At 67.2% G+C, this 24162-nt stretch carries 23 protein-coding genes; 9 read left to right on the top strand and 14 right to left on the bottom strand.

The annotated features are described in order from the left end of the window. Window positions 1–36: 36 nt before the first annotated feature. Together HLH35_RS13130 and HLH35_RS13125 are read right to left on the bottom strand one after the other, a co-directional pair. Window positions 37–627, bottom strand: coding sequence for a PadR family transcriptional regulator (locus HLH35_RS13130; protein ID WP_182979564.1), 591 nt, complete (start codon window positions 625–627; stop codon window positions 37–39). A 130-nt stretch (window positions 628–757) separates the two neighbouring features. After that, window positions 758–1852, bottom strand: coding sequence for an NADH:flavin oxidoreductase/NADH oxidase (locus tag HLH35_RS13125; protein ID WP_182979563.1), 1095 nt, complete (start codon window positions 1850–1852; stop codon window positions 758–760). 89 nt (window positions 1853–1941) lie between these two features. On the opposite strand from HLH35_RS13125, the gene HLH35_RS13120 reads away from it, so the two are divergent. The 3 genes from HLH35_RS13120 (at window position 1942) to HLH35_RS13110 (ending at window position 6102) form a co-directional block, all read left to right on the top strand. Then, window positions 1942–2301: an ArsR/SmtB family transcription factor gene (locus HLH35_RS13120; RefSeq protein ID WP_182979562.1), complete on the top strand. Its 360-nt coding sequence runs from the start codon at window positions 1942–1944 to the stop codon at window positions 2299–2301. Between the two features lie 251 nt (window positions 2302–2552). After that, window positions 2553–5546 carry a ligand-binding sensor domain-containing diguanylate cyclase gene (locus HLH35_RS13115; RefSeq protein WP_182979561.1) on the top strand — a complete coding sequence of 998 codons (2994 nt, stop codon included), beginning with the start codon at window positions 2553–2555 and terminating at the stop codon, window positions 5544–5546. Window positions 5547–5763: 217 nt separating this feature from the next. Continuing rightward, entirely contained in the window at window positions 5764–6102 is a 339-nt protein-coding gene (locus tag HLH35_RS13110; RefSeq protein WP_338029347.1) for a nuclear transport factor 2 family protein, read from the top strand. Window positions 6103–6146: 44 nt separating this feature from the next. Here HLH35_RS13110 and HLH35_RS13105 read toward each other — a convergent pair whose 3' ends face one another. The 3 genes from HLH35_RS13105 to HLH35_RS13095 all read right to left on the bottom strand — a co-directional run bounded on the left by HLH35_RS13105 (window position 6147) and on the right by HLH35_RS13095 (window position 9175). Continuing rightward, window positions 6147–6758 (bottom strand): LysE family translocator, encoded by a 612-nt coding sequence (locus HLH35_RS13105; RefSeq protein WP_182979559.1) that lies wholly within the window; start codon window positions 6756–6758, stop codon window positions 6147–6149. Window positions 6759–6787: 29 nt separating this feature from the next. Continuing rightward, entirely contained in the window at window positions 6788–7249 is a 462-nt protein-coding gene (locus HLH35_RS13100; protein WP_182979558.1) for a GNAT family N-acetyltransferase, read from the bottom strand. Window positions 7250–7489: 240 nt separating this feature from the next. Beyond that, the gene (locus HLH35_RS13095) at window positions 7490–9175 is read right to left on the bottom strand and encodes an NAD(P)/FAD-dependent oxidoreductase (protein WP_182979557.1); all 1686 of its coding nucleotides are present in this window, start codon (window positions 9173–9175) and stop codon (window positions 7490–7492) included. A gap of 149 nt (window positions 9176–9324) precedes the next feature. Here HLH35_RS13095 and HLH35_RS13090 point away from each other — a divergent pair, with 149 nt between their 5' ends. From HLH35_RS13090 to HLH35_RS13080, 3 genes are all read left to right on the top strand, one after another. After that, entirely contained in the window at window positions 9325–10344 is a 1020-nt protein-coding gene (locus HLH35_RS13090; RefSeq protein ID WP_182979556.1) for a cation diffusion facilitator family transporter, read from the top strand. Between the two features lie 19 nt (window positions 10345–10363). Then, window positions 10364–11275, top strand: a complete 912-nt coding sequence (locus HLH35_RS13085) for a cation diffusion facilitator family transporter (protein ID WP_182979555.1) — start codon at window positions 10364–10366, stop codon at window positions 11273–11275. A gap of 161 nt (window positions 11276–11436) precedes the next feature. Next, the gene (locus HLH35_RS13080) at window positions 11437–12843 is read left to right on the top strand and encodes a chloride channel protein (RefSeq protein ID WP_408870126.1); all 1407 of its coding nucleotides are present in this window, start codon (window positions 11437–11439) and stop codon (window positions 12841–12843) included. A 51-nt stretch (window positions 12844–12894) separates the two neighbouring features. Here HLH35_RS13080 and HLH35_RS13075 read toward each other — a convergent pair whose 3' ends face one another. The 8 genes from HLH35_RS13075 to HLH35_RS13040 all read right to left on the bottom strand — a co-directional run bounded on the left by HLH35_RS13075 (window position 12895) and on the right by HLH35_RS13040 (window position 20758). Continuing rightward, window positions 12895–13962: a WD40 repeat domain-containing protein gene (locus HLH35_RS13075; RefSeq protein WP_182979554.1), complete on the bottom strand. Its 1068-nt coding sequence runs from the start codon at window positions 13960–13962 to the stop codon at window positions 12895–12897. A 5-nt stretch (window positions 13963–13967) separates the two neighbouring features. Further along, window positions 13968–14954 (bottom strand): CobW family GTP-binding protein, encoded by a 987-nt coding sequence (locus tag HLH35_RS13070; RefSeq protein WP_182979553.1) that lies wholly within the window; start codon window positions 14952–14954, stop codon window positions 13968–13970. Window positions 14955–15047: 93 nt separating this feature from the next. Continuing rightward, window positions 15048–16133, bottom strand: coding sequence for a glycosyltransferase family 4 protein (locus HLH35_RS13065; RefSeq protein ID WP_182979552.1), 1086 nt, complete (start codon window positions 16131–16133; stop codon window positions 15048–15050). Window positions 16134–16149: 16 nt separating this feature from the next. Then, the gene (locus HLH35_RS13060; RefSeq protein ID WP_182979551.1) at window positions 16150–16818 is read right to left on the bottom strand and encodes a glutathione S-transferase C-terminal domain-containing protein; all 669 of its coding nucleotides are present in this window, start codon (window positions 16816–16818) and stop codon (window positions 16150–16152) included. Window positions 16819–16928: 110 nt separating this feature from the next. Beyond that, window positions 16929–18050 carry a tRNA 2-thiouridine(34) synthase MnmA gene (mnmA, locus tag HLH35_RS13055; protein ID WP_182979550.1) on the bottom strand — a complete coding sequence of 374 codons (1122 nt, stop codon included), beginning with the start codon at window positions 18048–18050 and terminating at the stop codon, window positions 16929–16931. Between the two features lie 22 nt (window positions 18051–18072). Beyond that, window positions 18073–18387 carry a ferredoxin family 2Fe-2S iron-sulfur cluster binding protein gene (locus HLH35_RS13050; RefSeq protein WP_182979549.1) on the bottom strand — a complete coding sequence of 105 codons (315 nt, stop codon included), beginning with the start codon at window positions 18385–18387 and terminating at the stop codon, window positions 18073–18075. Further along, on the bottom strand, window positions 18375–19616 hold the full coding sequence (locus tag HLH35_RS13045; protein ID WP_182979548.1) for a cysteine desulfurase family protein: 1242 nt from the start codon (window positions 19614–19616) through the stop codon (window positions 18375–18377). Before HLH35_RS13045 ends, HLH35_RS13050 begins: the two co-directional genes overlap by 13 nt. Continuing rightward, window positions 19613–20758, bottom strand: a complete 1146-nt coding sequence (locus HLH35_RS13040) for a cysteine desulfurase family protein (protein ID WP_182979547.1) — start codon at window positions 20756–20758, stop codon at window positions 19613–19615. Before HLH35_RS13040 ends, HLH35_RS13045 begins: the two co-directional genes overlap by 4 nt. 609 nt (window positions 20759–21367) lie before the next feature. Here HLH35_RS13040 and HLH35_RS13035 point away from each other — a divergent pair. The 3 genes from HLH35_RS13035 to HLH35_RS13025 all read left to right on the top strand — a co-directional run bounded on the left by HLH35_RS13035 (window position 21368) and on the right by HLH35_RS13025 (window position 23823). Further along, entirely contained in the window at window positions 21368–22033 is a 666-nt protein-coding gene (locus tag HLH35_RS13035; protein ID WP_182966573.1) for an alpha/beta hydrolase, read from the top strand. 153 nt (window positions 22034–22186) lie between these two features. Beyond that, window positions 22187–23428 carry a tyrosine--tRNA ligase gene (gene tyrS / locus HLH35_RS13030; protein WP_182979546.1) on the top strand — a complete coding sequence of 414 codons (1242 nt, stop codon included), beginning with the start codon at window positions 22187–22189 and terminating at the stop codon, window positions 23426–23428. After that, window positions 23428–23823, top strand: a complete 396-nt coding sequence (locus HLH35_RS13025; RefSeq protein WP_182979545.1) for a DUF4186 domain-containing protein — start codon at window positions 23428–23430, stop codon at window positions 23821–23823. Before tyrS ends, HLH35_RS13025 begins: the two co-directional genes overlap by 1 nt. On the opposite strand, the gene HLH35_RS13020 is transcribed toward HLH35_RS13025, so the two are convergent. Further along, window positions 23789–24118, bottom strand: coding sequence for a Rieske 2Fe-2S domain-containing protein (locus tag HLH35_RS13020; RefSeq protein ID WP_338029346.1), 330 nt, complete (start codon window positions 24116–24118; stop codon window positions 23789–23791). The two genes, HLH35_RS13025 and HLH35_RS13020, sit on opposite strands and share 35 nt — an antisense overlap. Window positions 24119–24162: the final 44 nt, after the last annotated feature.

Raw genomic sequence — 24162 nt, 5'->3', positions numbered from 1 at the left:
TATCCGGCAGGGCGGCCGACAACGCGACCGCCGCCTTCAGGCCTGTCCGATCTCGCGGGCGGCGGTGTCGAGCAGATCGGCGATCTTCTGTTCGGCTTCGGGGTCGAGCCCGCCATTGCGCAGGCGAAGACGCAGCGCCGTCTTCAGGTTCTCCATGGCGCGCATCACCGGCACGGGAATGTTCCGCCGCCCGCCACCCCCTTCCGCGCCGGCGGCTGCCGAGCGGGCAAAAATTTCATCCAGCCCGGCGCGGTTTGCGGCCAGGAAGGCCGCGCCCTCCGACGTGATGTGATAGCTCTTGCGGCTCTCTTCCTCGGCAAGGCGGACATAGCCCGCTTCGTCCAGCCAGGTGAGCGTCGGATAGATCACGCCGGGGCTCGGCGTGTAACTGCCGCCGAACCGTTCCTCGATGGTGCGGATCAGCTCATAGCCATAGGTCGGCCTGTCGGCGATCAGGCTGAGGACCAGCAGGCGCATCTCGCCATAATCCAGCAGCCGGTTGCGGCCCCCGCGCCGTCCACCACCGTGCCGGCCGTGATGCCGGCCCGGCCCCATGAACCCGGACGGGCCTTCAGCGGAAAAAAACCGGCGATCGCGACCGCCATCATGTCTGTTTCTGTGTTTCATGATTCCGATATGCATCCCGATATATCGAAAATCAAGATATATCGAGATGTATTTTTTGTCACCCCCCCGTGACCCCCCTTGGCACCGATGCCCCGAAAATGCCGGGCATCGGTGCCTTGAAACCCCTCTCTCAGCGGTAGCGGGCGAGCCAGTGTGCATAGGGCGGCGGCAGCACCGACGCCGCATCGTCACGGCCCAACGCCTTCGCGGCCGCATAGGGCCAGTGCGGATCGGCCAGCAGCGGACGGCCGACCATGACCAGATCCACCTCGCCCTGACGCACCATCGCGTCGGCAAGCTGCGGCGCGCTGGCAGCATTCCAGCTTGTTGCCGTCGGCAGCCCCGTCTCGCGCCGGACATGCCCCGCGATCGCGCCCAGGAAGCCGGGGCCCCACGGAATCTCCGCCGCCGGCGTATTGAAGCCGATCGACACATCCACGAAGCCCAGCCCGTCCTCCTTCATCACGCGCAGCATGGTCAGCGCCTCGGCCAGCATCGCGGCATCATCGTCCGCGAATTCGACCACGCCCAGCCGGACCGACAGCGGCAGGGCTTCCGGCCATACCGCGCGCACCGCGCGCAGGGTTTCGACCAGGAAGCGCGCCCGGTTTTCGGCGGAACCGCCATAGGCGTCCGTCCGTTGGTTGGCGAAGGGAGAAAAGAAACTCTGCGCCAGATACCCATGCGCGAAATGCAGCATCAGCCATTTGAACCCGGCCTCACGCGCACGGATGGCGGCCGATACGAAATCCTGCCGCACCCGCTCAATGTCCCCGATCGACATCTCGCGCGGCTGGCGCGGCAGGTTTGCGCCGAAGGCCACGGCCGACGGCGCGATCGGCTGCCACGCGCGCGGATCGCCGGGCGGCAGATGGTCGTCGCCTTCCCATGGCCGATTGGCACTGGCCTTGCGCCCGGCATGGGCGATCTGGATACCGGGCACCGATCCGGCCGCGGTGATCGCGCGTGCGATCGGCGCCAGGGCCTCGGCCTGGTCGTCGCGCCAGATGCCGACATCGCCGGGCGTGATCCGGCCCTCGGGCGAGACGGCGGAAGCCTCGACCACCACCAGCCCCGCACCGCCCCGGGCCAGCGTGCCCAGATGCCCATGGTGCCAGTCGTTCACCACACCATCCCGGGCCATATACTGGCACATGGGCGAAACGGCGATCCGGTTGCGCAGCGTCACGTCGCCCAGCGTGTATGGCGTAAAGAGATGAGCCATGCCGTGTTCCTTGTCCTTCGCCTTCCCCACGAGGGAAGGATTAGTTCCATTTTTATCGAACAAACAAAATCTCGGGTAGAGTTGGCGCCATGGCAAGAGACGAAAGCGGCTTTTCTCATCCGGATGAGGGGACATTATCCCTGGAGGCGATCTTCCACGCCCTGTCCGACTCTTACCGGCTGCGGATCGTCCGCGCCCTTGCCGCCAGCGCCGTCCCCATGAATTGCGGCGACCTGAGCTTCGGCCGTCCGAAATCGAGCATGTCGCACCATTTCCGCATCCTGCGCGCCGCAGGCGTGCTGCACACGACCAGCCAGGGCGTGGAACATATGAACAGTCTGCGCCGCGATATGCTGGACCGGCGCTTCCCCGGCCTGATGGCCGCGATCCTGGGCGAGACCGGCCAGCCCGCCGCCGGGGATCATCCGCGCAGGCTCACACCCGCCTGAAACACGGCGCCCTCACCCATCGACATGGCGACCGGAAGGGAATGCAAACGCGCACGCGCGATGTGGTCTTGACGCACCTCCCAATGATGGAACATCTGTGCCATGCGGTTAGTGCAGATCCTGGATCTCGTCGGACGCGGAGCCTGAATCCCGATGCGTATCGTGAACGGCGCCCTGAGCTGACGCCGATGGATTCCGGCAAGCCCTCCCCGATGCCACCGTCAGGGCCCCGGAGGCGCATCGCCCCCTTTTTGTCTTCCACCGGAAGCGTGGCGCCGTGGCAGGTGCTGATCGTCCTGCTGTGCGGCATGATCGGCCTGCCGCTCCCGGCCCGGGCGGGTCTCCCTCCACCCCCGCTGGCCAATTACGTCATCGATCACTGGTCCACGCGGGACGGCCTGCCCCAGAATTCGATCCGCGACATCGCGCAGACGCCGGATGGACGCCTGTGGTTCGCGACCTGGGAGGGGCTGGCCGCGTATGACGGCATAGAGTTCACCGTCTACGATCGCGGCAGCCGCACTCCCCTGCTCGATAACGGGATCGGGACGATCGTCACCGACCCGGCGGGCGACCTGTGGTTCAGCGATTCCCGCGGCAATATCGGCCGGCGGTCGGCCGATGGAGAGTGGCGCCTGTGGCCGCATCCCGCGAACGCCCCCTCGATCATCGTCCAGTCCCTGCAGATCGACGCGACCGGCCGGCTGTGGATGCTCTATGAGGGCAACGGCCTGGGCAGCATGACGGCGGACGGCACCTTCCGCTATGTCCGGCCGCCCCCGAAATCGCCGCTGCTGAACCTCTATCGCCGGATGGCGTTCGACAGCACCGGCGCGCTCTGGCTGGGCACTTATGACGGCGTGGTCGTCCAGGACGCGGAGGGAAAGGTCCACGCCGCACCGGCCGACTGGCATCTGCCGCCCGGGCTGGCATGGCCCTATCGCGGGCCGGACGGCCGGTTCTGGATCGTCGCGGGCAGCCGGATCTTCCGGATCAGCGAAGCAGGGGCCACCCTGCAATACGACCTGCACGACATCGGGCACATCACGGCCCTGGTGCAGGACCGGCATGGCGCGCTCTGGGTGGGCACCGAGGATCACGGGCTGTTCAGGCTCTCCTCCTCGGGCATCGAACGCCTGCACGACCACACGGAACCGTCTTCCGGGCGTATCCTCAGCCTGATGGAAGATACCGAGGGCAGTCTCTGGATCGGCTCGAACGGCGGCCTGTATCGCCTGCGCGAGGGCCTGTTCAGCACCCTCACCCGGCAGGATGGCCTGCCCGACGATTTCACCCGCGCAGTGCTGGAAGATCACGACGGCCGGCTATGGATCGGCACGGATACCGGCCTGTCGCACGAGGGGCCGGACGGCACGATCGGCGCCGTGCCCCTGTCCACCGAACACGACCACCATCCGGCCGTTCTCAGCCTTGCCGAGGGCAAGGACGGCCATATGTGGATCGGCACCTATTCCCAGGGGCTGTACGAGCGCCTGCCGGATGGATCGTTCCGCCATTTCGGCACCGCGGAAGGATTGCCGGCCGGCAATATCCGGGCGATCGGCATCGCCGGGGACGGCACGGTCTGGATCGGGACCCAGCATGGCGTCTTCAGCCTTGGCGACGGCACGCTCCGCCCGCTCGACATGCTGGGTGCGCCGCACGGCCTGATCACGGCGCTGAGGGCCCAGGACGGCGATCTGTGGATCGGCACGCTGGATGGCGTGCGCCATGTGCATGGCGCCTCCATCCGGTCGATCCGCTTCCATGGCCAGCAAGGGGCGCACACGATCTTCGGCTTCACGCCGGTCGGCCAGGACATGTGGTTCGTCAGCGACCGGGGCCTGTACAGGGACCGGGCGGGGACGATCGTGCAGGTCGCGCGCGAACAGGGCCTGCCCGTCGATTCGATCTTCGCCATGCTGCCCGACCGGCAGGACCATGTCTGGCTGACCAGCAATCGCGGCGTCATGCGCGTGGCCCTGCCCGATATCGAGGCCGTGGCCGACGGCAGGGCGACACGCGTGTCATTCCTGCATTTCGACGAGGCCGACGGCCTGCTCAGCAGCCAGGCGAGCGGCAGCGCCGCCCCTTCGGCGATCCTGCGCCAGGACGGCACGATCTGGATCGCCACCGCCGTCGGCGTCGCGCATGCCGATCCGGCCCAGGTCCATATGTTCGTCACGCGCCCGCCCCCGCCGCCGGTGGCGCTCAGTTCGCTCGATCTCGACGGCAATCCGCTTCCCGCGCCGTCGGGCGGCGCGCCCGTTCATATTCCGGCCGGCCACGGCCTGACGGTGCGCTATGCGGCACTGAGCTATCTGCTGCCGGACCGGATCATCTACCGCACCATGATCGAAGGCATGGACCCGTCCTGGAGCCTTCAGGGCAGCACGCGCAGCATCCGGCTGGTGGGCCTGCCGCCTGGGCCATACACGCTGCGCGTCTCCGCCGCCCATCCCGGCGGCGCCTGGTCCACCCGCGACATGGAAGTGCCCATCGTGGTCGACCCGATGTGGTGGCAGCGTCGGGACGTGTGGATTGGCGCCATTGCAACCTTGGGTGTTCTGCTGACCGCGCTCTATCTCGGCATCGCCTATTACTATCGGCGCCAGGCGCGTTTCCTGTCGCGCATCATCGCGGAACGGACGGGAGAACTGACGCGGACGGCCGAACGGCTGCAGACCACCGACCGTGAAAAGACCCGCCTGCTCGAACGCCTGCGCCAGCAGGCCGATCTGGCGACGCGACAGGCCCGGGAGGACCCGCTGACCGGCCTGCCGAACCGCCGGGCCTTCAACGAACAGCTTGGCCTGGCCCTGGAGGGCATCATGGCCGGCGTGCCCGGCTTCTGCCTGGCCCTGATCGACGCCGACCATTTCAAGCAGATCAACGACCGCCATTCCCACGCCGCGGGTGACGAGGTGCTGCAGGGAATCGCCGATGTGCTGCGGGCCTGCACGCGCGCGCCCGACATCGTGGCCCGCATCGGGGGCGAGGAATTCGCGCTCCTGATGCCGATGACCACGCTGCGGGACGCCGAAGCCGCCTGCGAGCGCCTGCGCACCGCCTTCCATGAGAAACAGGACTGGGGCGGCGCGCTCGCCCTGCGCGTGACCTTCAGCGCCGGGCTTGTCAGCTCCCACCCGGGCGAGCCCAGCGCCGCGCTGCTGCTGCAACGGGCGGATACCGCGCTGTACCGGGCCAAGAACACCGGCCGGGACAGGATCTGTATAGAAGCGTGAGAGAGGGTTTGAAGGCATCCCTGCCGAGTCGTTATGCGTTTCAAGGCAATTGTATCGTCGTCGAATACGGCAGCTTTCGCCCTCTTTGCCGCCGTTCCGAGTTTACGAGCGTCTTCCTGATTGCGGACCTCACCGAGGGCGACCATCATGCGCGGGTGCAAAAATCATGGTGGCGAAGTTGGAGATAGACACACAATCCCGGAAGGAAGCTGAGATCGTGCGCCGTCAGCTCGATGCCTATAATGCGCGCGACATTGAGACCTTTATGTCCTGCTGGGCGGAGAATGCCGAGATTTTCGCATGGCCGGCCACCTTGCTCGCGTCAGGCGCAGCCGATATCCGGGCACGACATGTTGAACGCTTCAAGGAGCCGGACCTCTTTGCCAAACTGATCAGCAGGGTGGCCGTTGGCGGCTTGGTGGTGGATCGGGAGGTCGTCACCCGCAACGTCCCGGAAGGGAGCGGCACGCTTGATGTCATTGGCATATATGAACTGGAAGAGGGCAGAATAAGACGTGCATGGTTCAAGCAGGGGGCGCTGGTCTCAGGTAGCTGAAAGCCGATATGTATCGCCAGATCTGCTAAAGCGAGAAACCCTTCTCATTTCGTAGCAATCGCGACGGCGGCGCCGGTCATCATTCCAGCACTGGTGCGATTTGCGGTCCGCATTGCTTTGGAATTTGTCAAAAGGCGGCGCGCGCGAACGGCTATAAAAGACCAAGTCAGGTCGATCGCAGCCAGAACGGTAATCAGGGTGGCTATCAGGGCAGCCCATGCACCGGCCGTCACATGGCCGATATCAATAATGGTCGGAAGAAGGGCAACGTAGAACACCATAATTTTTGGATTTCCTAACGTTACCATCATTCCAGCGCTGAACATTTTGAGGGGTTGGCGCCGCCTTGGTGCTTCGTCTTCTTTGATTTCAACGGGCGCATTCCACATGTTCCACGCGAGATACAGCAGGTAAGCCACACCGACATATTTCAGGGCGATGAAAACAGTAGCGAAAGATTGTGCGAGAGCGGAAAGGCCCGTAACGGCGAGTGTGAGCCAAATGGCTTCGCCTAACCACATCGCGGCCAAGAAAGGGAAAACATCGCGGAATCCATTCGTTAGAACGCGCGAGACGAGAGCCGCGACACTTGGTCCCGGAGATCCGGCGTTAATGACCAATGCTGCGCAGAAAATCATGAGCGCTGAAAATGTCATACGTTCCTCCGCTTGAGAATTTGGTAAGACTAAGCGGCTTTCATCACCTTTTCCATATGGACGGCTATACCGCCATTTGCCGGCTCTTCATGACAAACATTGTATCCTAAAGCCTTATATAAGGCGATATTCTCTTCGAACTTTGAGTTCGTGTATAGCCTGATCACTGGTAGACCTTGAGAGGTCGCCAGTTCTTCCGCATGAGCCAGGAGCATTCGCCCATATCCGCGTTTCTGGAAGGCTGGTCGGACGGCGACATTCTCGATCAGCAGGCCGCCATTCTTCTCGACCGTCTCGATAAGAGCGACCAATGCATCGTTTTCATAAAGGAGATCAAAACGATGGACCTTGAAGGCTTCGGCGTAATCGACCTTCATAGGGAGAGGTTCACGCCCAATGATCGGCACCCACTTGGAATACGCTGCATGAGTAAGCGTCGCAATCGCCACTACATCATACGCCTGCGCCCTACGAATATGGACAGTATTCATAGTTTCCCTCAACCTGCACGATAAGACACTCTGACCGCTTTCGGCGTGTGCGCAAGCGTGGCGCAAATGCCGCTATAGGGTCGAAAGTGCCCGGCGTTCCCTTTCGGGCTTCATTCGTTTTCCCGGTAATCCTGCCCGGAAGCCGCCGGTTCGTTCCCCCGCCGAAAGGGTCGAGAGGCTGCACGCACCCGGCCACCACATTTTCGTTGCGGCGAGCAACGCAACTTTCGGTCTTGGCGCCTACTGGGCCTGCGCGCTCCGGGTCATGGTCTGGCGGATCAGCCCGTCCACAGGGCGCCCCGCCATGGTCAGGGCCACGGCTTCCGCCACGCGGATTCCGTCGATCGCCGCCGACAGGATGCCGCCGGCATAGCCCGCCCCCTCGCCCGCCGGATACAGGCCGGCGACATTGGTGCACTGCCCATCCGGACCACGCGGGATTCGCAGCGGGGAGGATGTGCGCGTCTCCACCCCCGTCAGCACGGCGTCCGCCATGTCGAACCCGTCAAGCTCCCGGCCAAACGCCGCCAGCGCCTCGCGCATCGCCAGCACCACGAAATCCGGCAGGCAGGCCGACAGGTCGGTGGGCGTCACGCCGGGCCGGTAGCTGGGCTCGACCGTGCCCAGATGGGTGGAAGGCCGGCCGGCGAGGAAATCGCCCACACGCTGCGCGGGCGCGCGATAATCGCCGCCGCCCGCCAGAAAAGCCTGCCGCTCCCAATGGCGCTGGAAGGCGATGCCCGCCAGCGGGCCGCCGGGATAATCGGCCTCGGGCGTCACGCCCACCACGATCCCGGCATTGGCATTCCGCTCGGCCCGCGAATACTGGCTCATGCCGTTGGTGACCACGCGCCCTTCTTCCGAGGTCGCGGCCACCACCGTGCCGCCAGGGCACATGCAGAAGGAATAAACCGCCCGCCCGTTGGAGGCATGATGCACCAGACGATAATCCGCCGCCCCCAGCAGCGGATTGCCCGCCTGCGGGCCGAAGCGCGCCGCGTCGATGACCGATTGCGGATGCTCGATCCGCACGCCGATGGAAAAGGGCTTGGCCTCCATCGCCACGCCATGCGCGCCCAGCATCGTGAACGTGTCGCGCGCGCTATGGCCGACCGCGAGCACGACATGATCGGCCGCGATTTCCTCGCCATCCGCCAGGCGCAGCCCCGCCACCCGCCGCGCGCCGTCGGCATCGGTCGCCAGCAGAATATCCTCGACCCGGGTGTCGAACCGGTAGGCGCCGCCCAGCGCCTCGATCTCGGCGCGGATATGCTCGACCATCGACACAAGGCGGAAGGTGCCGATATGCGGCTTGGACAGGTACAGGATCTCTTCCGGCGCACCCGCCTTTACGAATTCATGCAGCACCTTGCGCCCGTAATGGCGCGGATCGCTGACCTGGCTGTACAGCTTGCCGTCCGAGAAGGTGCCCGCCCCGCCCTCGCCGAACTGCACGTTGCTCTCGGGCGTCAGCACCGATTTGCGCCACAGGGCGAAGGTGTCGACGGTGCGCTCGCGCACCACCTTGCCCCGTTCCAGGATCAGCGGCCGCAGCCCCATCTGCGCCAGCAGCAGCCCCGCCAGCAGGCCGCACGGCCCCGCCCCGATCACCACCGGGCGCCGATAGCCCGGCCGGTCCGCGAACGCCGCGCCGTCGCGCATCACGAAATGATAATCGGTGTCGGGCGCCTGGCCGACATGCGGCCTGCCGGCCAGCCGCGCCAGCACGGAAGATTCGTCCCGCACCGTGCAATCGACCGTATAGACCAGCGTGATCGCGCCGCGCCGCCGCGCGTCATAACCACGCCGGAAGACCGTATGCGCCAGCAGGTCGTCACCCGCGATGCCCAGCCGGCGCACGATTTCGGCGACCAGCGCATTGGGCTGGTGGTCGAGGGGGAGCCTGATTTCGGTCAATCGGATCATGCGGGGCGAGGCATCCGTGTGCGGGAGTACGGGACTGTTCACGCGCCGTGCCTTATCACGACCGCCCGCCATGACGAAAGAACGCGGGACTGGCCCCCGGTGCGATGCTTCTGATACAGAGAGCCGCCGCCCGAGGAGACCCCGCATTCATGGCCCATTCGCACGATCCCTCATCCGCGCATGGGCATGCAGGCCAGAACAGGGCACATGGCTGCGACCATGACCATGACCATGACCATGACCATGACCATGACCATGACCATCATGGACATCACGGGCACGGGCACGTCCATGCGCCGGCATCGTTCGGCGCCGCCTTCGCGTGGGGAATCGGGCTCAATCTGGTCTATGTAATCGCCGAGGCCGCCTGGGGCGTCACATCCCACGCGCTGGCCCTACTGGCCGATGCCGGGCACAATCTGTCCGACGTGCTGGCACTGGGCGCGGCCTGGCTGGCGCATACATTGTCGAAGCGCGCGCCCAGTGCCGAATTCACCTACGGGCTGCGCCGGTCCTCCATCCTCGCCGCCCTGGGCAATGCCGTGGCGCTGCTTCTGGTCACCGGCGGCATCGTCTGGGAATCGATCCTGCGCCTGATCGAACCCACCGCTGTACCGGGCGGCACGATCATGGCCGTGGCCGCCGGGGGCATCGTGATCAACGGCGCGACGACGCTGCTGTTCGCGCGCGGTGGCGACGACCTGAACATTCGCGGCGCCTTCCTGCACATGCTGGCCGATACGGTCATGTCCGCCGGCGTGGTGATCGCGGGCGCGGTCATCTTCTATACCGGCTGGGCCCGTCTGGACCCGATCGTGGGCCTGGCCCTGTCCTGCGCGATCGTCGCCGGCACATGGTCGCTGCTGCGCGATTCGCTGGACATGGCGCTGGACCGCGTGCCCCGCACGATCGACCGCGCGGGGGTGGAGGCCTATCTGCGCGCCCTGCCGGGCGTTGAGGACCTGCACGACCTGCATATCTGGCCGATCAGCACCACCGAAACCGCGCTGACCGTCCACCTGGTCCGCGCCACCCCGGCGGACGACATGCTGCTGGGCGACGCGACCGAGGCGCTGCGCATCCGCTTCGGCATCGGCCACCCGACCTTCCAGATCGAAACCCTGTCCTACGCCACGCGCTGCGTGCTGGCCGACGCCAGCGTGCCCTGATCCGATGGCCGAGATCAGGATGCCCGACATCAGGATGCCCGACATCAGCAAGACCGCACTGGCCTGGACCAGCCTGGGCGTCAGCATCGCCGCGCTGGGCCTGAAATACGCCGCCTGGCGCGTCACCGGCTCGATCGCGCTCTACTCCGACGCCATCGAGACGATCATCAACGTCGTCGCCGCCCTGACCGGCCTGTGGGCGCTGCATATCGCCAGCCTGCCCCCCGACGAAAACCATACCTACGGCCATTACAAGGCCGAATATCTCTCGGCCGTGGCCGAGGGTGTGCTGGTGCTGATGACCGCGCTGGCCATCGGCCGCGAGGCCTGGATCGACTGGCAACACCCCAGCCTGCCGAACGCGCCCCTGTCCGGCATCGCGCTCAACGGCTCGGCCGGCGTGCTGAACCTGGCGTGGGCGCTGGTGCTGCTGCGCGCGGGCCGGACGAGACGCTCACCCACCCTGGTCGCGGCCGGGCAGCATGTGATGTCCGATGTCTGGACCACCATCGGGCTGGTAGGCGGCTTCATCCTGATCCCGCTGACCGGCTGGCCGTGGATCGACCCGCTGCTGGCAGGGCTGATCGCGCTCAACGTGCTGCGGGTGGGCTGGGGCATGATGCGCGAGTCGATCGCGGCCCTGATGGACGAGGCCCCCGATCCGGACACGCTGGAGGCGATCCGCCAGGTCATCGCCGCCAGCGGCCATGGCGCGATCGAGGCGCACGATCTGCGCGCCCGCATCGTCGGCGCCATGGCCTTCGTGGAATTCCACCTCGTCGTCCCCGGTGCCATGAGCGTCGATGCCGCGCACGAGATCTGCGACCGGATCGAGGCCGCGCTGCGCGCCCGCATCGGCGAGGCGCTGATCCACATCCATGTCGAACCGGACCGCAAGGCCAAGCATTGCGGAATCGCGATCCCACCGTGAAAGTTCCCTTGTGTCGGGCACAACACAGCATCCGCCCCCGGTCGGGGACATATGCGCAGTTCCTGTGGAAACCCTGGGCGCTTACGGAGTAAAGGGCGGGTACATACCGCATGCATCCCCGGCCCATCCGGCCGGGGCGCCATTGTCCCGGACACAAGCCGATGAAGACCGACCTGACTGAACTGCGCATCCGCCATATGCGACATCTGCGCCGTTCCGCCCGGGTCACGACGGCGCAATGGCGCCGCAAGATCGTGTACTGGACGGCATCGGTGGTGGTCGGCCTGGTGGCCGTCAGCTTCGCCACCTCCGCCGACAAGGCCTCCGCCCTGTGCGACCGGCTGGTGGCGTGGGACCCGTGGGTGATGCTGGCACTGACACCGGCCGGCCTGGCGCTGTCGTCATGGCTGACACGGACATGGTTCCGGGGCGCCCAGGGCTCGGGCATTCCCCAGACGATCGCCGCCCTGCACCTGGAAAATTTCACCATCGTCGACCGGCTGCTGTCGCTGCGCATCGCCTTCGGCAAGATCATGCTGACCACGCTGGGCCTTCTGGCCGGCGCCTCGATCGGGCGCGAGGGCCCGACGGTGCAGGTCGGCGCGGCCATCATGCATGCTTTCGGGCGGTGGCTGAACCTGTCCACCGTCAGCGTCCGTCGCGGGCTGATCCTGGCGGGGGGCGCCTCGGGCGTGTCGGCGGCCTTCAACACGCCGCTGGGCGGGATCGTGTTCGCGATCGAGGAACTCAGCCATTCGTTCGAACAGCGCACCAGCGGCACGATGCTGACGGGCGTGATCCTGTCGGGCGTCACCGCCATCGCGCTGGTCGGCAACTATACCTATTTCGGCCATACCGACGTCGTGGTGCCGATCGGCATCAGCTGGATCGCGGTGCTGACCTGCGGCATCCTGGGCGGCATCAGCGGCGGCGTGTTCTCGGCGATCCTGATCCGCACCTCCCAGGGCCTGCCCGGCGCGCTGGGCCAGTTCGTCGCGCGCCGGCCGATCGCCTTCGCCGCACTCTGCGGCGTGGTGCTGGCCATCCTAGGCCTGGCCTCGGGCGGCATCACCTACGGCACGGGCTACATCCAGGCGCGCGAGATCATCGCCGGCCAGACCAGCTATCCGGCCTCGTTCTTCATCCTCAAATATATCGCCACCATCGTGTCCTACTGCTCGGGCATTCCGGGCGGGCTGTTCGCGCCATCGCTGGCCATCGGGGCGGGCATCGGCGGATGGGTGGCGCAGTTCCTGCCGCACACCACCCCCGGCGCCGTGGTCCTGCTGGGCACCGTCGCCTATTTCTCGGCCGTGGTGCAGGCACCGCTGACGGCCAGCGTGATCGTGATGGAAATGTCGGACAACCAGCAGGTCACGCTGGCCCTGCTGGCCACCTCGTTCCTGGCCTACGGCGTCTCGCGCATGATCTGCCCCCGCTCGCTCTACAGCGCGCTGGCCGAAAAATTCCTCTCGGTGGTCGATCATGCACAGCCACCGGCCGAGACCCCCGCCTCCGGTTCCGGCAGCGGCGCCCTGCCCGCCCCGGCCGCGTCCGAGCGCGCGTAATCAGACCGGGGCCCTTCCGGGCCCCGATTCCGGGCCCCGGTTGCGCGGCGTCTATCGCGCCGCCAGGTCCACGATCCCGATCGCCCCGTCCTCGGTCCCGAATGCCAGGCCGGTGCCGTTGGGGCTGAAAGCCAGCGCGGAGATCGCACCGCCCCCGGCACCGCGCACCGGCAGGACCTTCTGCGCCGACGCGTCCTCCAGCAGGATGGTGCCGTCGGCGAAGCCGGCCGCCACGATCTCATGCACCGGATGGCACGCCACGCGCCGGCAGATCACGCCGGGCATCCCGGCCAGTTCCACGGGCGCCTTGCCCATCGGCCCGCCGCCGAAGAACGGCCACATCACCACGCTGTCCGCCCCGCCGGTCACCAGCCATTTGCCGGTGCGCGAGAACGCCATGGACTGCACCTTGGCCGGATAGCCGCTCATGCGCATATTGTGCCCGTCGGCCAGCCGCCAGCCATGCAGTTCGTTCTCCTGCATGCTGGTCACCAGCGCGTCGCCGCCGGGATGGATGGCGATGCCGGTATGGCTGCCCTTCCAGTCCAGCCGCCGGGGCGTGTCGACCTTGGCCTGCACGAACCACATCGACGCCCCGTTATAATGCGACGCCGCGACCCGCTTGCCCTTGGCGTCGAACACCACGCCGCTGACGGTGGAGGGATGCTCCAGCACCTTCAGCGTCGCCGTGCCGATGGCGTCGCGCAGTTCCACCTGCTTGCCGGAGGCAAAGGCGATCACACCCGATTTCGGGGTGTTCTTCGCATCGATCCAGGTGGTGACATGCTCGATCCACCGGCGGCCGCGCACCAGGTCGGTCACCGCGCCGTCCGCGCCGATCCGGCGCAGCATGGAATCGTCGCCGCCGGTCAGGAAGCCGGTCGGTGCGGCATCGGGCGCCAGGCACAGGATCGCGCCATCATGCACCGTCTGCACCTGCCACGCCGCCGCATCACCGAAATCGTCGCGGGCCGCCAGCACCACATCGCCCTCGGCCGTCGCGAAGGCGAACTGATTGCTGTCGCGCGACGCCACGCAGGCGATGACATGGCCATCAATCGTGCGCGTGGCACCCCGTCGCTCGAGCAGGCCGGCCGGGGCCCCGCTCTCGGTCCTCATCCCCGTCATCGTGCGCGGCAGCTTTCAAAGCCGCGACGCAGGCGCGGGCGGTTGAGGTTGCGGCCGATCATCACCAGGCGGGATTCCTTCTTCTCGCCCTCTTTCCACGGCCCGATGAAACCGCCATCGGCCATCATGTGCACGGCCTGGAAGGCAAAGCGCCGGTCCTCGCCCTCATAATTCATGATGCCCTTGGCCCGCAGGATGTCCGCCCCCTGCTCCTGCAGCACCGCGCCGATCCAGGCCTGGAACTTGGCAGCATCCAGCGGCTCTTCCACCACATAGGAGACCGAACTCACATTCTCCTCATGCGAATGGCTAGTATCCTCCAGGAAATGCGGCGCATGTTCCAGCGCCCGCGCCAGGTCGAACCCGCCCTGGTCCAGCACCTCGGCCAGCGCCACATTGCCGCGCTGGGCACGATGCAGGCGCGCCACCGGGTTGATGGTGCGAATGCGGGCCTCGATGGCCTCCAGCGCCGCTTCATCCGCCAGATCGGTCTTGTTCAGGATGATCACGTCGGCGAAGGCGATCTGGTTCACCGCCTCGGGGCTCTCCTCCAGCGTCTGCACCACGTTCAGCGCATCGACCACGGTCACCACCGCGTCCAGCCGCGTCTTGCCGCGCACATCCTCATCGACGAAGAAGGTCTGCGCCACCGGTGCCGGATCGGCCAGCCCGGTGGTCTCGACGATGATGCCGTCGAACTTCGTGCGCCGCTTCATCAGGCTGCCCAGGATGCGGATCAGGTCGCCGCGCACGGTGCAGCAGATGCAGCCATTGTTCATCTCGAACACTTCCTCGTCGGCATCCACCACGAGGTCGTTATCCACGCCCAGTTCACCGAACTCGTTGATCACGACGGCGTATTTCCGCCCGTGTTCGGCCGTCAGGATATGATTGAGCAGCGTCGTCTTGCCGGCACCGAGAAAGCCGGTCAGCACCGTCACCGGCACCAGCCCGTCGCCGGTCGCCGCTTGGGTCTCAGACATGTCGTCTCCTGTCCATCGTCGATAGTCGTCCCAGCATATAGGCGCCCTGGCGCCGCCATCCCATCCCCCGCGTGAGGGAAGCCCCCTGCCTTGTCAGCGGGCCGCGATGGCGGCCCGGCGCAGATCGCCCAATCTGGCACGCATAGCCGCGCAATCGAACATCGCCGCCCGTACCCGCCCCGCTTCCGACAGCGCGGCGCGCCGTTCCGGCGCGGCCGCGAGTTCGCCGATCGCCGCCGCCAGTTCCGTCACCGGGTCCGGACGCGCCAGGATCGCGGCATCGCCCACGACCTCCCGCAGCCCACCGACGGGCGAGGCGACCAGCGCGGCGCCACAGGCCATTGCCTCCAGCGCCGTCAGGCCGAACGGCTCGGCCCAACGGCTGGGCACCACGACGATCGCGGCCCGCGCCATCGCGGCCAGCACCTGCTCATGCGGCCGATAGCCCACCATCTCCACGCCAGCCGCCCGCGCGGCGGGCCGCAACGCCCGGAGAAACGGCGTCTCGGGCGAATCCCCGCCGAAACGATCGGCCCCGATCATGCATGCCCGCCAGCCCGGCAGATGCGGCAGCAGCGCGCCGCAGGCGGCCACGAACGCATCGGCCCCCTTGTCCGCCACCACCCGACCGGCAAACAGGATCGTCCGGTCACGCGCCGCCGCCGGTACGGGCGGCGGCAGGGACGCCATGTCGATACAATTCGGCGTCACCGCCACCACAGCGCCGGACAGCCCCTCGGCAAAACACTGCCGCACCCAATCCGACACCGCGATCACCTTCATGCGCCGCATCAGCGCCGCCCGCTGGGCCGGCGATGCCGCGCCCCGCATCGCGCGTGGGTCGTTATGCAGCGTCAATGTCATCGGCAGGCCGGGAAAGCGCCGCGCCAGCGCCAGGGCGATATCGGGCCGGTTATGAATTTCGACCAGCGCGGGCCGGACCTCCCGCACGCGCTTCGCCAACGCGACCGCATAACGGCCTGCCGCGCTGCGGGGCCAAAGCGCCCATCGTGGGGGTTGCACCGCCCGAAACGCCACGTCGGCGAAGGGCGCATCGACCGGCTGGCCGGCCACGATATCGCCGGGCGCCGCCAGCCGATGGACCAGCAGGCTGATCGCACCCGCCTGCCCCGGTGCGAACCGCTCGCGCGGCGGCAGCACGGTCAGAACCGGCACCATGGGCATCACCAGGCGATCAGGCGAGGGTTTCGTACCGCTCCAGATGCCATGCTTCCGGTTCGCTGGCCGCGTCCTCATACCAGCGCGCCATCAGCGGATGCGCCCGCAGGAGCACCGCGTAATCGGCCACCACAGGCGACAATTTTACGTCATAGGACAGGAAACGGGCGATCACGGGCGCGAACATCGCATCCGCCACCGTCAGATCGGCACCGAACAGATACGGACCACCCTGGCCATAGGCCGAACGGGTTTCCGACAGCAGCGCATCGATCCGCGCCACGTCGGCCTTCACATCCTCGGCCAGCCCACCCGCAAGCGCGCGCCCATGGCGGCCCAGATTCATCGGCAGGGCGATGCGCAACGGCCGGAAGCCGGCATGCATTTCAGCGGCGATGCTGCGCGCATGCGCCCGCGCCAGCCGGTCCGCCGGCCACAGGGCGGGCGTGATTTCGGCACAATATTCGCCGATCGCCAGGCTTTCCCACACCCGTGCGCCGCGATGCTCCAGATAAGGCACCATCCCGTTGGGCGACACGGCCTTGATCGCCGTCGTGCCGCCACCCCCGGCAAGAGGAATCACCACGTCCTCGACATCCAGCCCCGCCAGATGCACGACCAGCCAGCCCCGCAGCGACCAGGACGAATATCGCCTGGTGCCGATATACAGTTTGCCGTCAGCCACGGTGCGTCCCCTTTCGCGTGAAAGATCGTTCTTTTTTGAAAAAAAGAACCAAAAAACTTCTGATCCGTTCAGCAGCCTTGTGCTTGGGGCATGCGATGTCCCCTAACGAATCAAAGTCTTTTTGCTTCTTTTTCTTCAGAAAAAGAAGATACTTGAGCCACTGCAGGGTCCCGCCGCCGGATAAACCCGCCACCCAGCACCCGGCTGCCATCATACAGCACACAGGCCTGCCCCGGCGCCGGCATCGCCGGCTCGTCCAGCGTCACGCTGGCACCATCCGCCGTCCGCCGCACGGTCGCCGCCCGCACCGCTTCCCGCGCGCGGATCTGCACCATGCAGCGCAATTCGCCCTCGGGCGGCACGATCAGCCAGTTCATGTTGCGCAACGACAGATCATGCACCGCGCCGCCCACACGGGGCCCGATCACCACACGACGCGCCGCCGGCTCGATCCCGACTACCATCTGCCGCTCGCCGTCGCGCATCGCGGCATTGCCCAGCCGACGGCTCTGCCCGACGGTAAAGCGGGTCACACCGTCATGCCGGCCGACCACCCGGCCGGCTTCGTCCACAATCTCGCCACTGCCCGCCATCTCAGGCCGCAGCTTCTCGACCACCTCGGCATAGGACCCGTCGGAGACGAAACACAGATCCTGGCTGTCGGGCTTGGACGCCACCTCCAGCCCGAACCGCTCGGCCTCGGCCCTCACAGCCGCCTTGTCCGGCATATCGCCCAGTGGAAAGCGCAGAAAATCCAGTTGTTCACGCGTGGTCGCGAACAGGAACCATGACTGGTCGCGGGAGGCATCGACCGGCCGATGCAGTTCCGGCCCCTCCGCTCCTTCGATCCGGCGGACATAATGGCCGGTTGCCATCGCATCCACGCCCAGATCGCGCGCCATGCCCAGCAGGTCGGTAAACTTCACGCCCTGGTTGCAGGCCACGCAGGGCACCGGGGTCTCGCCCCCGGCATAGGCGTCGGCGAAGGTCTCGATCACGCTCTCGCGGAACCGGCTTTCGGCGTCGATCACATAGTGCGGAATGCCCAGCCGGTCCGCCACGCGGCGCGCATCATGGATGTCGCGCCCCGCACAGCACGCGCCCTTGCGCGCGCTGGCCCGCGAATCATAGAGCTGCAACGTCGCGCCCACCACCTCATGGCCCTCGGCCACCAGGCGCGCGGCAACCACGCTGCTGTCCACGCCGCCGGACATGGCGACCATGATTCGCATGGGCTGGGCTCCTTCCGTTCGTTCAGGCCGTACGGGGCAAGCGCACAACCAGCCCATCAAGGGCCTCGGTCATCACGATCTGGCAGCCCAGGCGCGAGGTCTTTTCCAGGCCAAAGGCCAGGTCCAGCATGTCTTCCTCGTCCTCGGTGGGCTCGGCCAGCTTCGTCGCCCATTCGGGGTCGACCACGACGTGGCAGGTGGCGCAGGCCAGCGATCCCTCGCACGCGCCTTCCAGATCGACTCCATGCTTGTGGGCGATCTCCAGCACCGACAGGCCGACCGGGGCGTCGACCTCGCGACGGGTTCCGTCATGCTCGATGAAAATCATATGCGGCATTCTGCTATCCTGGCCGTGTCATCATCAGTGGGGTGAAGGGCGGCGTTCCCCGCCGCGCGCGCATCCGCCACCGCCCGGCACAGGATCGCCGCCGCGCGATCCATATCGGCGGCTGAGGTATAGCGTCCCACCGCCAGACGCAAGCTCCGCGCGGCCGCGTCGGCATCCAGCCCCATCGCGCTCAGCACATAGGACGGCACCAGTTCGGCCGAAGAACAGGCCGATCCAGTCGAGACGCACAGGTCTGGCGCATGGGCGATCACATCCAGCGCCCGCACGTCGGGGAAACGCAGGTTGAGGTTGGCCGGCAGCCGGTGCGTCATGGAACCGTTGACCGCGAGGCCCGGAATGGCCGCCATCATGCGGTTTAGAAAACCGTCGCGCAGCCCCGCCATCCGCCGCGCCTCTTCCACCCGCACCTCCCGCGCGATGCGGCAGGCGACACCGAACCCGACCAGCAGCGGCGTCGCCAGTGTGCCCGAGCGCAGCCCCCGCTCCTGCCCGCCGCCCGAGAACAGCGGCGCCAGCCGCACGCGCGGCCGCCGGCGCACATACAGCGCCCCCACACCCTTCGGCCCATATAATTTGTGCGCGGAGACCGATGCCAGGTCGAGATCCATCGCCCGCACATCCACCGCCACCTTGCCCGCCGCCTGCGCCAGATCGCTGTGCAGCAGCGCGCCCGCCGCGCGCACCTCCGGCACCAGGGCAGCCATATCGTGCAGCACGCCGGTCTCGTTGTTCGCCGCCATGATGCTGACCAATAAGGTCGGCACTGCCAGCGCCGCGCGCAGCACCGCCGGGTCCAGCCGCCCATCGGCCCCGACCGGCAGGATCACCGGCTCGAACCCCTCCGCCGCCAGGTCGCGCACCGATTCCAGCACGCATTTATGCTCGGTCGCCACAGTGATGACGCGCCGCCTGGTATCGCCCCGCGCCGCCAGATGGCGCACCGCGCCCTTGATGGCGATATTGTTGGCCTCGGTGGCGCCGGAGGTGAACACCACCTCGCGCACATCCGCCCCCAGCAGCGCCGCGACCTCCGCCCGCGCCGCCTCGACCGCATCGCGCGCCTGCCGGCCCATCGCGTGGTCCACACTGTGCGGATTGCCGAATGAATCGGCAAACCACGGCATCATCGCCGCCACCACCGCCGGGTCGCAAGGCGTCGTGGCCTGATAATCCAGATAGAGCGGGCGCCTATCCGCGTCAGAGATATCCCGTGTCATGCCCCGGCCTCCTCCAGCGTTGCGCGGCGCGCGGGCAGCCGCGCCGCCATCGTGCGATAGGCATCGATGAACCGCATCACCTCCTCCTCCCGCGCCATCCAGGGCAGCGAGACCCGGATCGCCTCGCCCGCCAACGGTCCCAGCCCCATCGCCTCCAGCACATGCGACCGCGCGACCTTGCCCGACGAACAGGCCGATCCGGCGGAGACGCCGAACCCCGCGAGGTCCAGCGCAATGAGCTGGGTCTGGGCAGCCCGCCCCGGCAGGGCCAGACAGGTGGTGTTGGGCAGGCGCAGGGCCGCACCGCCGCAGACCACAGCCCCCACCGCCACCGCCGCTTCGTCAATCGCGTCACGCCAGCCCGCCATCGCCGATGCAGCCCCTTCGGCCGGCAATGCCCCAACAGCTTCACGCGCCGCCTCGGCCATCGCGGCAATCGCCGGCAGGGCGGGCGTACCGCCGCGCCGCCCCATTTCCTGCCCGCCGCCCGCCATGACCGGCGGCAGCGTTCGCGTCGTCTCGCCAGCCAGCAGCAGCGCCCCCGCCCCCTTCACCCCGCCGAATTTGTGCCCCGACACCGCCATGCTGTCGGCCCCCAGGGCGCGCAGATCGACCGCGATCCGCCCCGCCGCCTGCACGGCATCGACATGCAGCAGCGCGCCATGAAGGCGGCAGATCCGCGCGGCCTCGGCCACCGGCTGGATCGTTCCGACCTCGTTATTCGCCAGCATCAGGCAGACCAGCGCCGGCCGGCCATCCCCCTCGGCCAGCATCCGCTCCAGCACATCCAGCCGGACCACGCCGTTGCCATCGACCGCAATGCTCTCCGCCACGGCGGCCGCCCGCACCGCATCATGCTCCACCGCCGAGGCCAGCACGCGCCGCCCGGCGCCCAATCCGGCGACGGCCAGCAGATTGGCCTCCGTCCCGCCGGAGGTCATGACGCAATTATCGGCCCCGGCGCCGAACAGGGCCGACAGCCGCTCCCGCGCCGATTCGAGCACCGCGCGCGCCTGCCGCCCCGCCCGATGCACCGATGACGGATTGCCGGTCACCGCAGCCGCGCGCGCCAGGGCCTCCAGCGCCGCCGGCCGCGCCGGTTCCGTGGCGTTGGCATCGAAATAGATCCAGTCACGGTCCATGCCGCTCTCTCCCCGCCCCCGCTGCCCGCCTGTTTCCGCGACCGGACGGTGCGGCGCCCGCCTGCCAGTGTAAACACGAATTATGTGGCAATTGGTGATTCCGGATCGCTATATACATCCCCACAGCAAGGCGGTCGGCCCATGAACCGCCGGAAGCGCGATGAGTATTGTCAATGCCGGGCGAACCAGCAGCGTCCGCACGGATGCCATGGACGGTGGCTGCCGCCCTGATGCAATGAAGGGATACTGGACTATGGCCACACCAGGGAGGAAGTCAACCGGCCTGCCGGAAGCTGCCCCTCCAAGGGGTCCATGACTGTCGGAAATGCAATCCACGCCTGACAAACCGGCATTTCGCGCTGCCCTCGCGTTGCGTCACTTTAACGATGATGCAATGTCGGCGCGCTCCCGACCGATCGGATCGGCGCTGTCGGTATGACCAGGAAGCAAGCGTGAATCGCAAGGGCCGCGCGCCCATCTGTCCAGGGCGGAGTTCAGCCGCCCTTTCATATCCGCCGGCAGGCGACGGGGCATCGTCGTCCACCGGCCGCCACAGTAACGATCCCGACGCCATGCCTGGGGGCGCGGGAAGCATATTGCGGGATACGAATGCCTGAGGTCATGTTCGCCGGCCCCGACGGCCGCCTTGAGGGACGCTATCACCATTCAAGCGAGCCCAATGCGCCGCTCGCCCTGGTCCTTCATCCGCACCCGCTGCATGGCGGCACCATGAACAATCGCATCACCTATGCGATGTATCGCTCGTTCGAGAAGATGGGTTTCTCGGTCATGCGCTATAATTCGCGTGGGGTCGGCCGGTCGCAGGGCCGCTACGATGGCGGCATCGGCGAAATCTCCGACGCCGCTGCGGCGCTGGACTGGATGCAGATGGTCAACCCGAACGCCGGCGGGCTGTGGATCGCCGGCTATTCGTTCGGCGCCTTCGTCGGCATGCAGCTTCTGATGCGCCGGCCGGAAATCACCGGCTGGATCAGCGTGGCCCCTCCGGCCAACCATTACGATTTCGGCTTCCTCGCCCCCTGTCCCTGCGGCGGGCTGATGATTGCCGGCGATTCCGACGAGCTGGTTCCCGAACCCGCCATCCGCAAGCTGGTCGACAAGCTGAACACCCAGAAGGGTGTTTCGGTGGATTATCGCATCTTCGCCGGTGCCGACCATGTCTTCGCCAACCATGCCGACCAGGTGGCCGAAGCGCTGGAAGACCATGTGGGCACCATCATGACGCGCGGCGCGCTGGCGCTGGCCGCCGACTGATCCTTGATTACCAGTGCGCCGGGCATAGCGCCCGGCGCACTGGCAGGTTCACTACGGGTTCATGTCGCCGGGCGGGCATGCTAGAGCATCGCCGCTCCCTGTCCGGCACCGTTTCATCCGGCCGGGCCGCCACGAGACCAGAGTGACCCGACCATGCCGAAAAGCGAATTCCTTCAGGAAGCCGAGGCCCGCGGCTTCATCTTCCAGTGCACCGACATCGATGCCCTGGACGCCGCCCTGACGGCCGGCCCGGTAGCCGGCTATATCGGCTTCGACCCCACCGCCGACAGCCTGCATGTCGGCAGCCTGATCCAGATCATGATGCTGCGCCTGATGCAGAAGCACGGGCACCGGCCGGTCGCGCTGATGGGCGGCGGCACGGCCCGCATCGGCGATCCGTCGTTCCGCGAGGAAGCCCGCCAGTTGATGACCGGCGAGACGATCGCCGCCAACCTGCGCGGGATCGAAGGCTGCCTGCGCCAGTTCCTGAATTTCGAAGGCGACACCGGCGCCCGGCTGGCGAACAATGCGGACTGGCTGGACCGGCTGTCCTATATCGACCTGCTGCGCGATGTTGGGGTGCATTTCTCGGTCAACCGCATGCTGGCCTTCGATTCGGTGCGCTCGCGCCTGGAGCGCGAACAGGGGCTGACCTTCCTGGAGTTCAACTACTCCATCCTGCAATCCTACGATTTCCGCGAACTGAACCGCACGATGGGCGTGACGCTGCAGATGGGCGGCTCCGACCAGTGGGGGAACATCGTCTCGGGCATCGACCTGGTCCGCCGTACCGACCAGAAGCAGGTCTTCGGCCTGACGACACCGCTGCTCACCACCGCCTCGGGCGCCAAGATGGGCAAGTCGGCGCGCGGCGCGGTCTGGCTGTCGGCGGCGCGGCTGCCGGTGTTCGAATACTGGCAGTTCTGGCGCAATGTGGAAGATGCCGATGTCGGCCGCTTCCTGCGCCTGTTCACCGACCTGCCGCTGGAAGAGTGCGACCGCCTGGCCGCGCTGGGCGGCGCCGAGATCAACGAGGCCAAGAAGATCCTGGCCACCGAGGTCACCGCCCTGTGCCATGGCCGGGCCGCCGCCGAGGAAGCCGCCGAGACCGCGCGCCGCACCTTCGAGGGCGGCGAATCCCCCGCCGCCCTGCCCGCGACGACGATCCCGGCCGACCTGCTGGCCGCCGGTATCCCCGCCTTCCGCCTGTTCGCCGAAAGCGGCATGGCCGCCAGCAATGGCGAGGCACGGCGCCTGATACGTGGCGGCGGTGCGCGGATCAACGATGTCGCGGTCCAGGACGAATCCCTCATGGTCACGCCGGCGGACCTGGTGGACGGCGCGATCAAGCTGTCATCGGGGCGCAAGCATCATCTGCTGGTGCGGCCGGCCTGATGACCGGGCCGGGGGACACGGGGGCCGACGACGCCCCGCCCCCGCCGATCCCCGACGCGCTGTGGCAGGCGCTGGCCCGCTCGGCCTTCCGCGCGCGCTTCCATCTGGATGCGAAGGACCGCGCCTATCTGGAAGACAGGGGCCTGGCCACGATCATGGAACATGCGGCGGATTTCATCGCCCGCCGCCTGGCCCCGGCCAAACCCGCGCGCGACGGCCGACAGACGCCCTGGCGCGGCCACCCGGTCTTCGTGGCCCAACACGCCACCGCCACCTGCTGCCGAGGCTGCCTGGAGAAATGGCATGGATTCGCCAAGGGGCAGGCACTGGATTCGACCGGCCGTGCCTATGTCCTGACAGTCATCCGGACGTGGCTGGAACGGGAACGTCCCTGACCCAGATGGCCCCGTCCTGCTCCCGGACGGGAAAGCGCGCCACCGTGCATTCCGGGTCAGCCACGCCATCGGGGCCGACATAAAGTCCCGATTCGTCGAAGGCCCAGAGATGGAACGGGCAGATCAGCCGCCCATCCTCGACATATCCCGCCGACAGCCTTGCATCGCGATGGGGGCAGCGATCGGCGAACACGCGCGGCGTGCCATCCGCCGCCAGCCAGGCCACCAGCCCCGTCCCGTCCACCACCACGCGATGCGGCCCCGCGCGCGCCGCATCGATGTCACACAGAAGCACCCAGCCATCCATGCTTCGGCCGCAATCCTCGTCCATTTGTGTCC

The organism is Gluconacetobacter asukensis (assembly GCF_014174375.1).
Lineage (GTDB): Bacteria > Pseudomonadota > Alphaproteobacteria > Acetobacterales > Acetobacteraceae > Gluconacetobacter > Gluconacetobacter asukensis.
The sequence above is the reverse complement of the archived record's forward strand: the minus strand, read 5'-3'. Positions and strand labels throughout refer to the sequence as shown.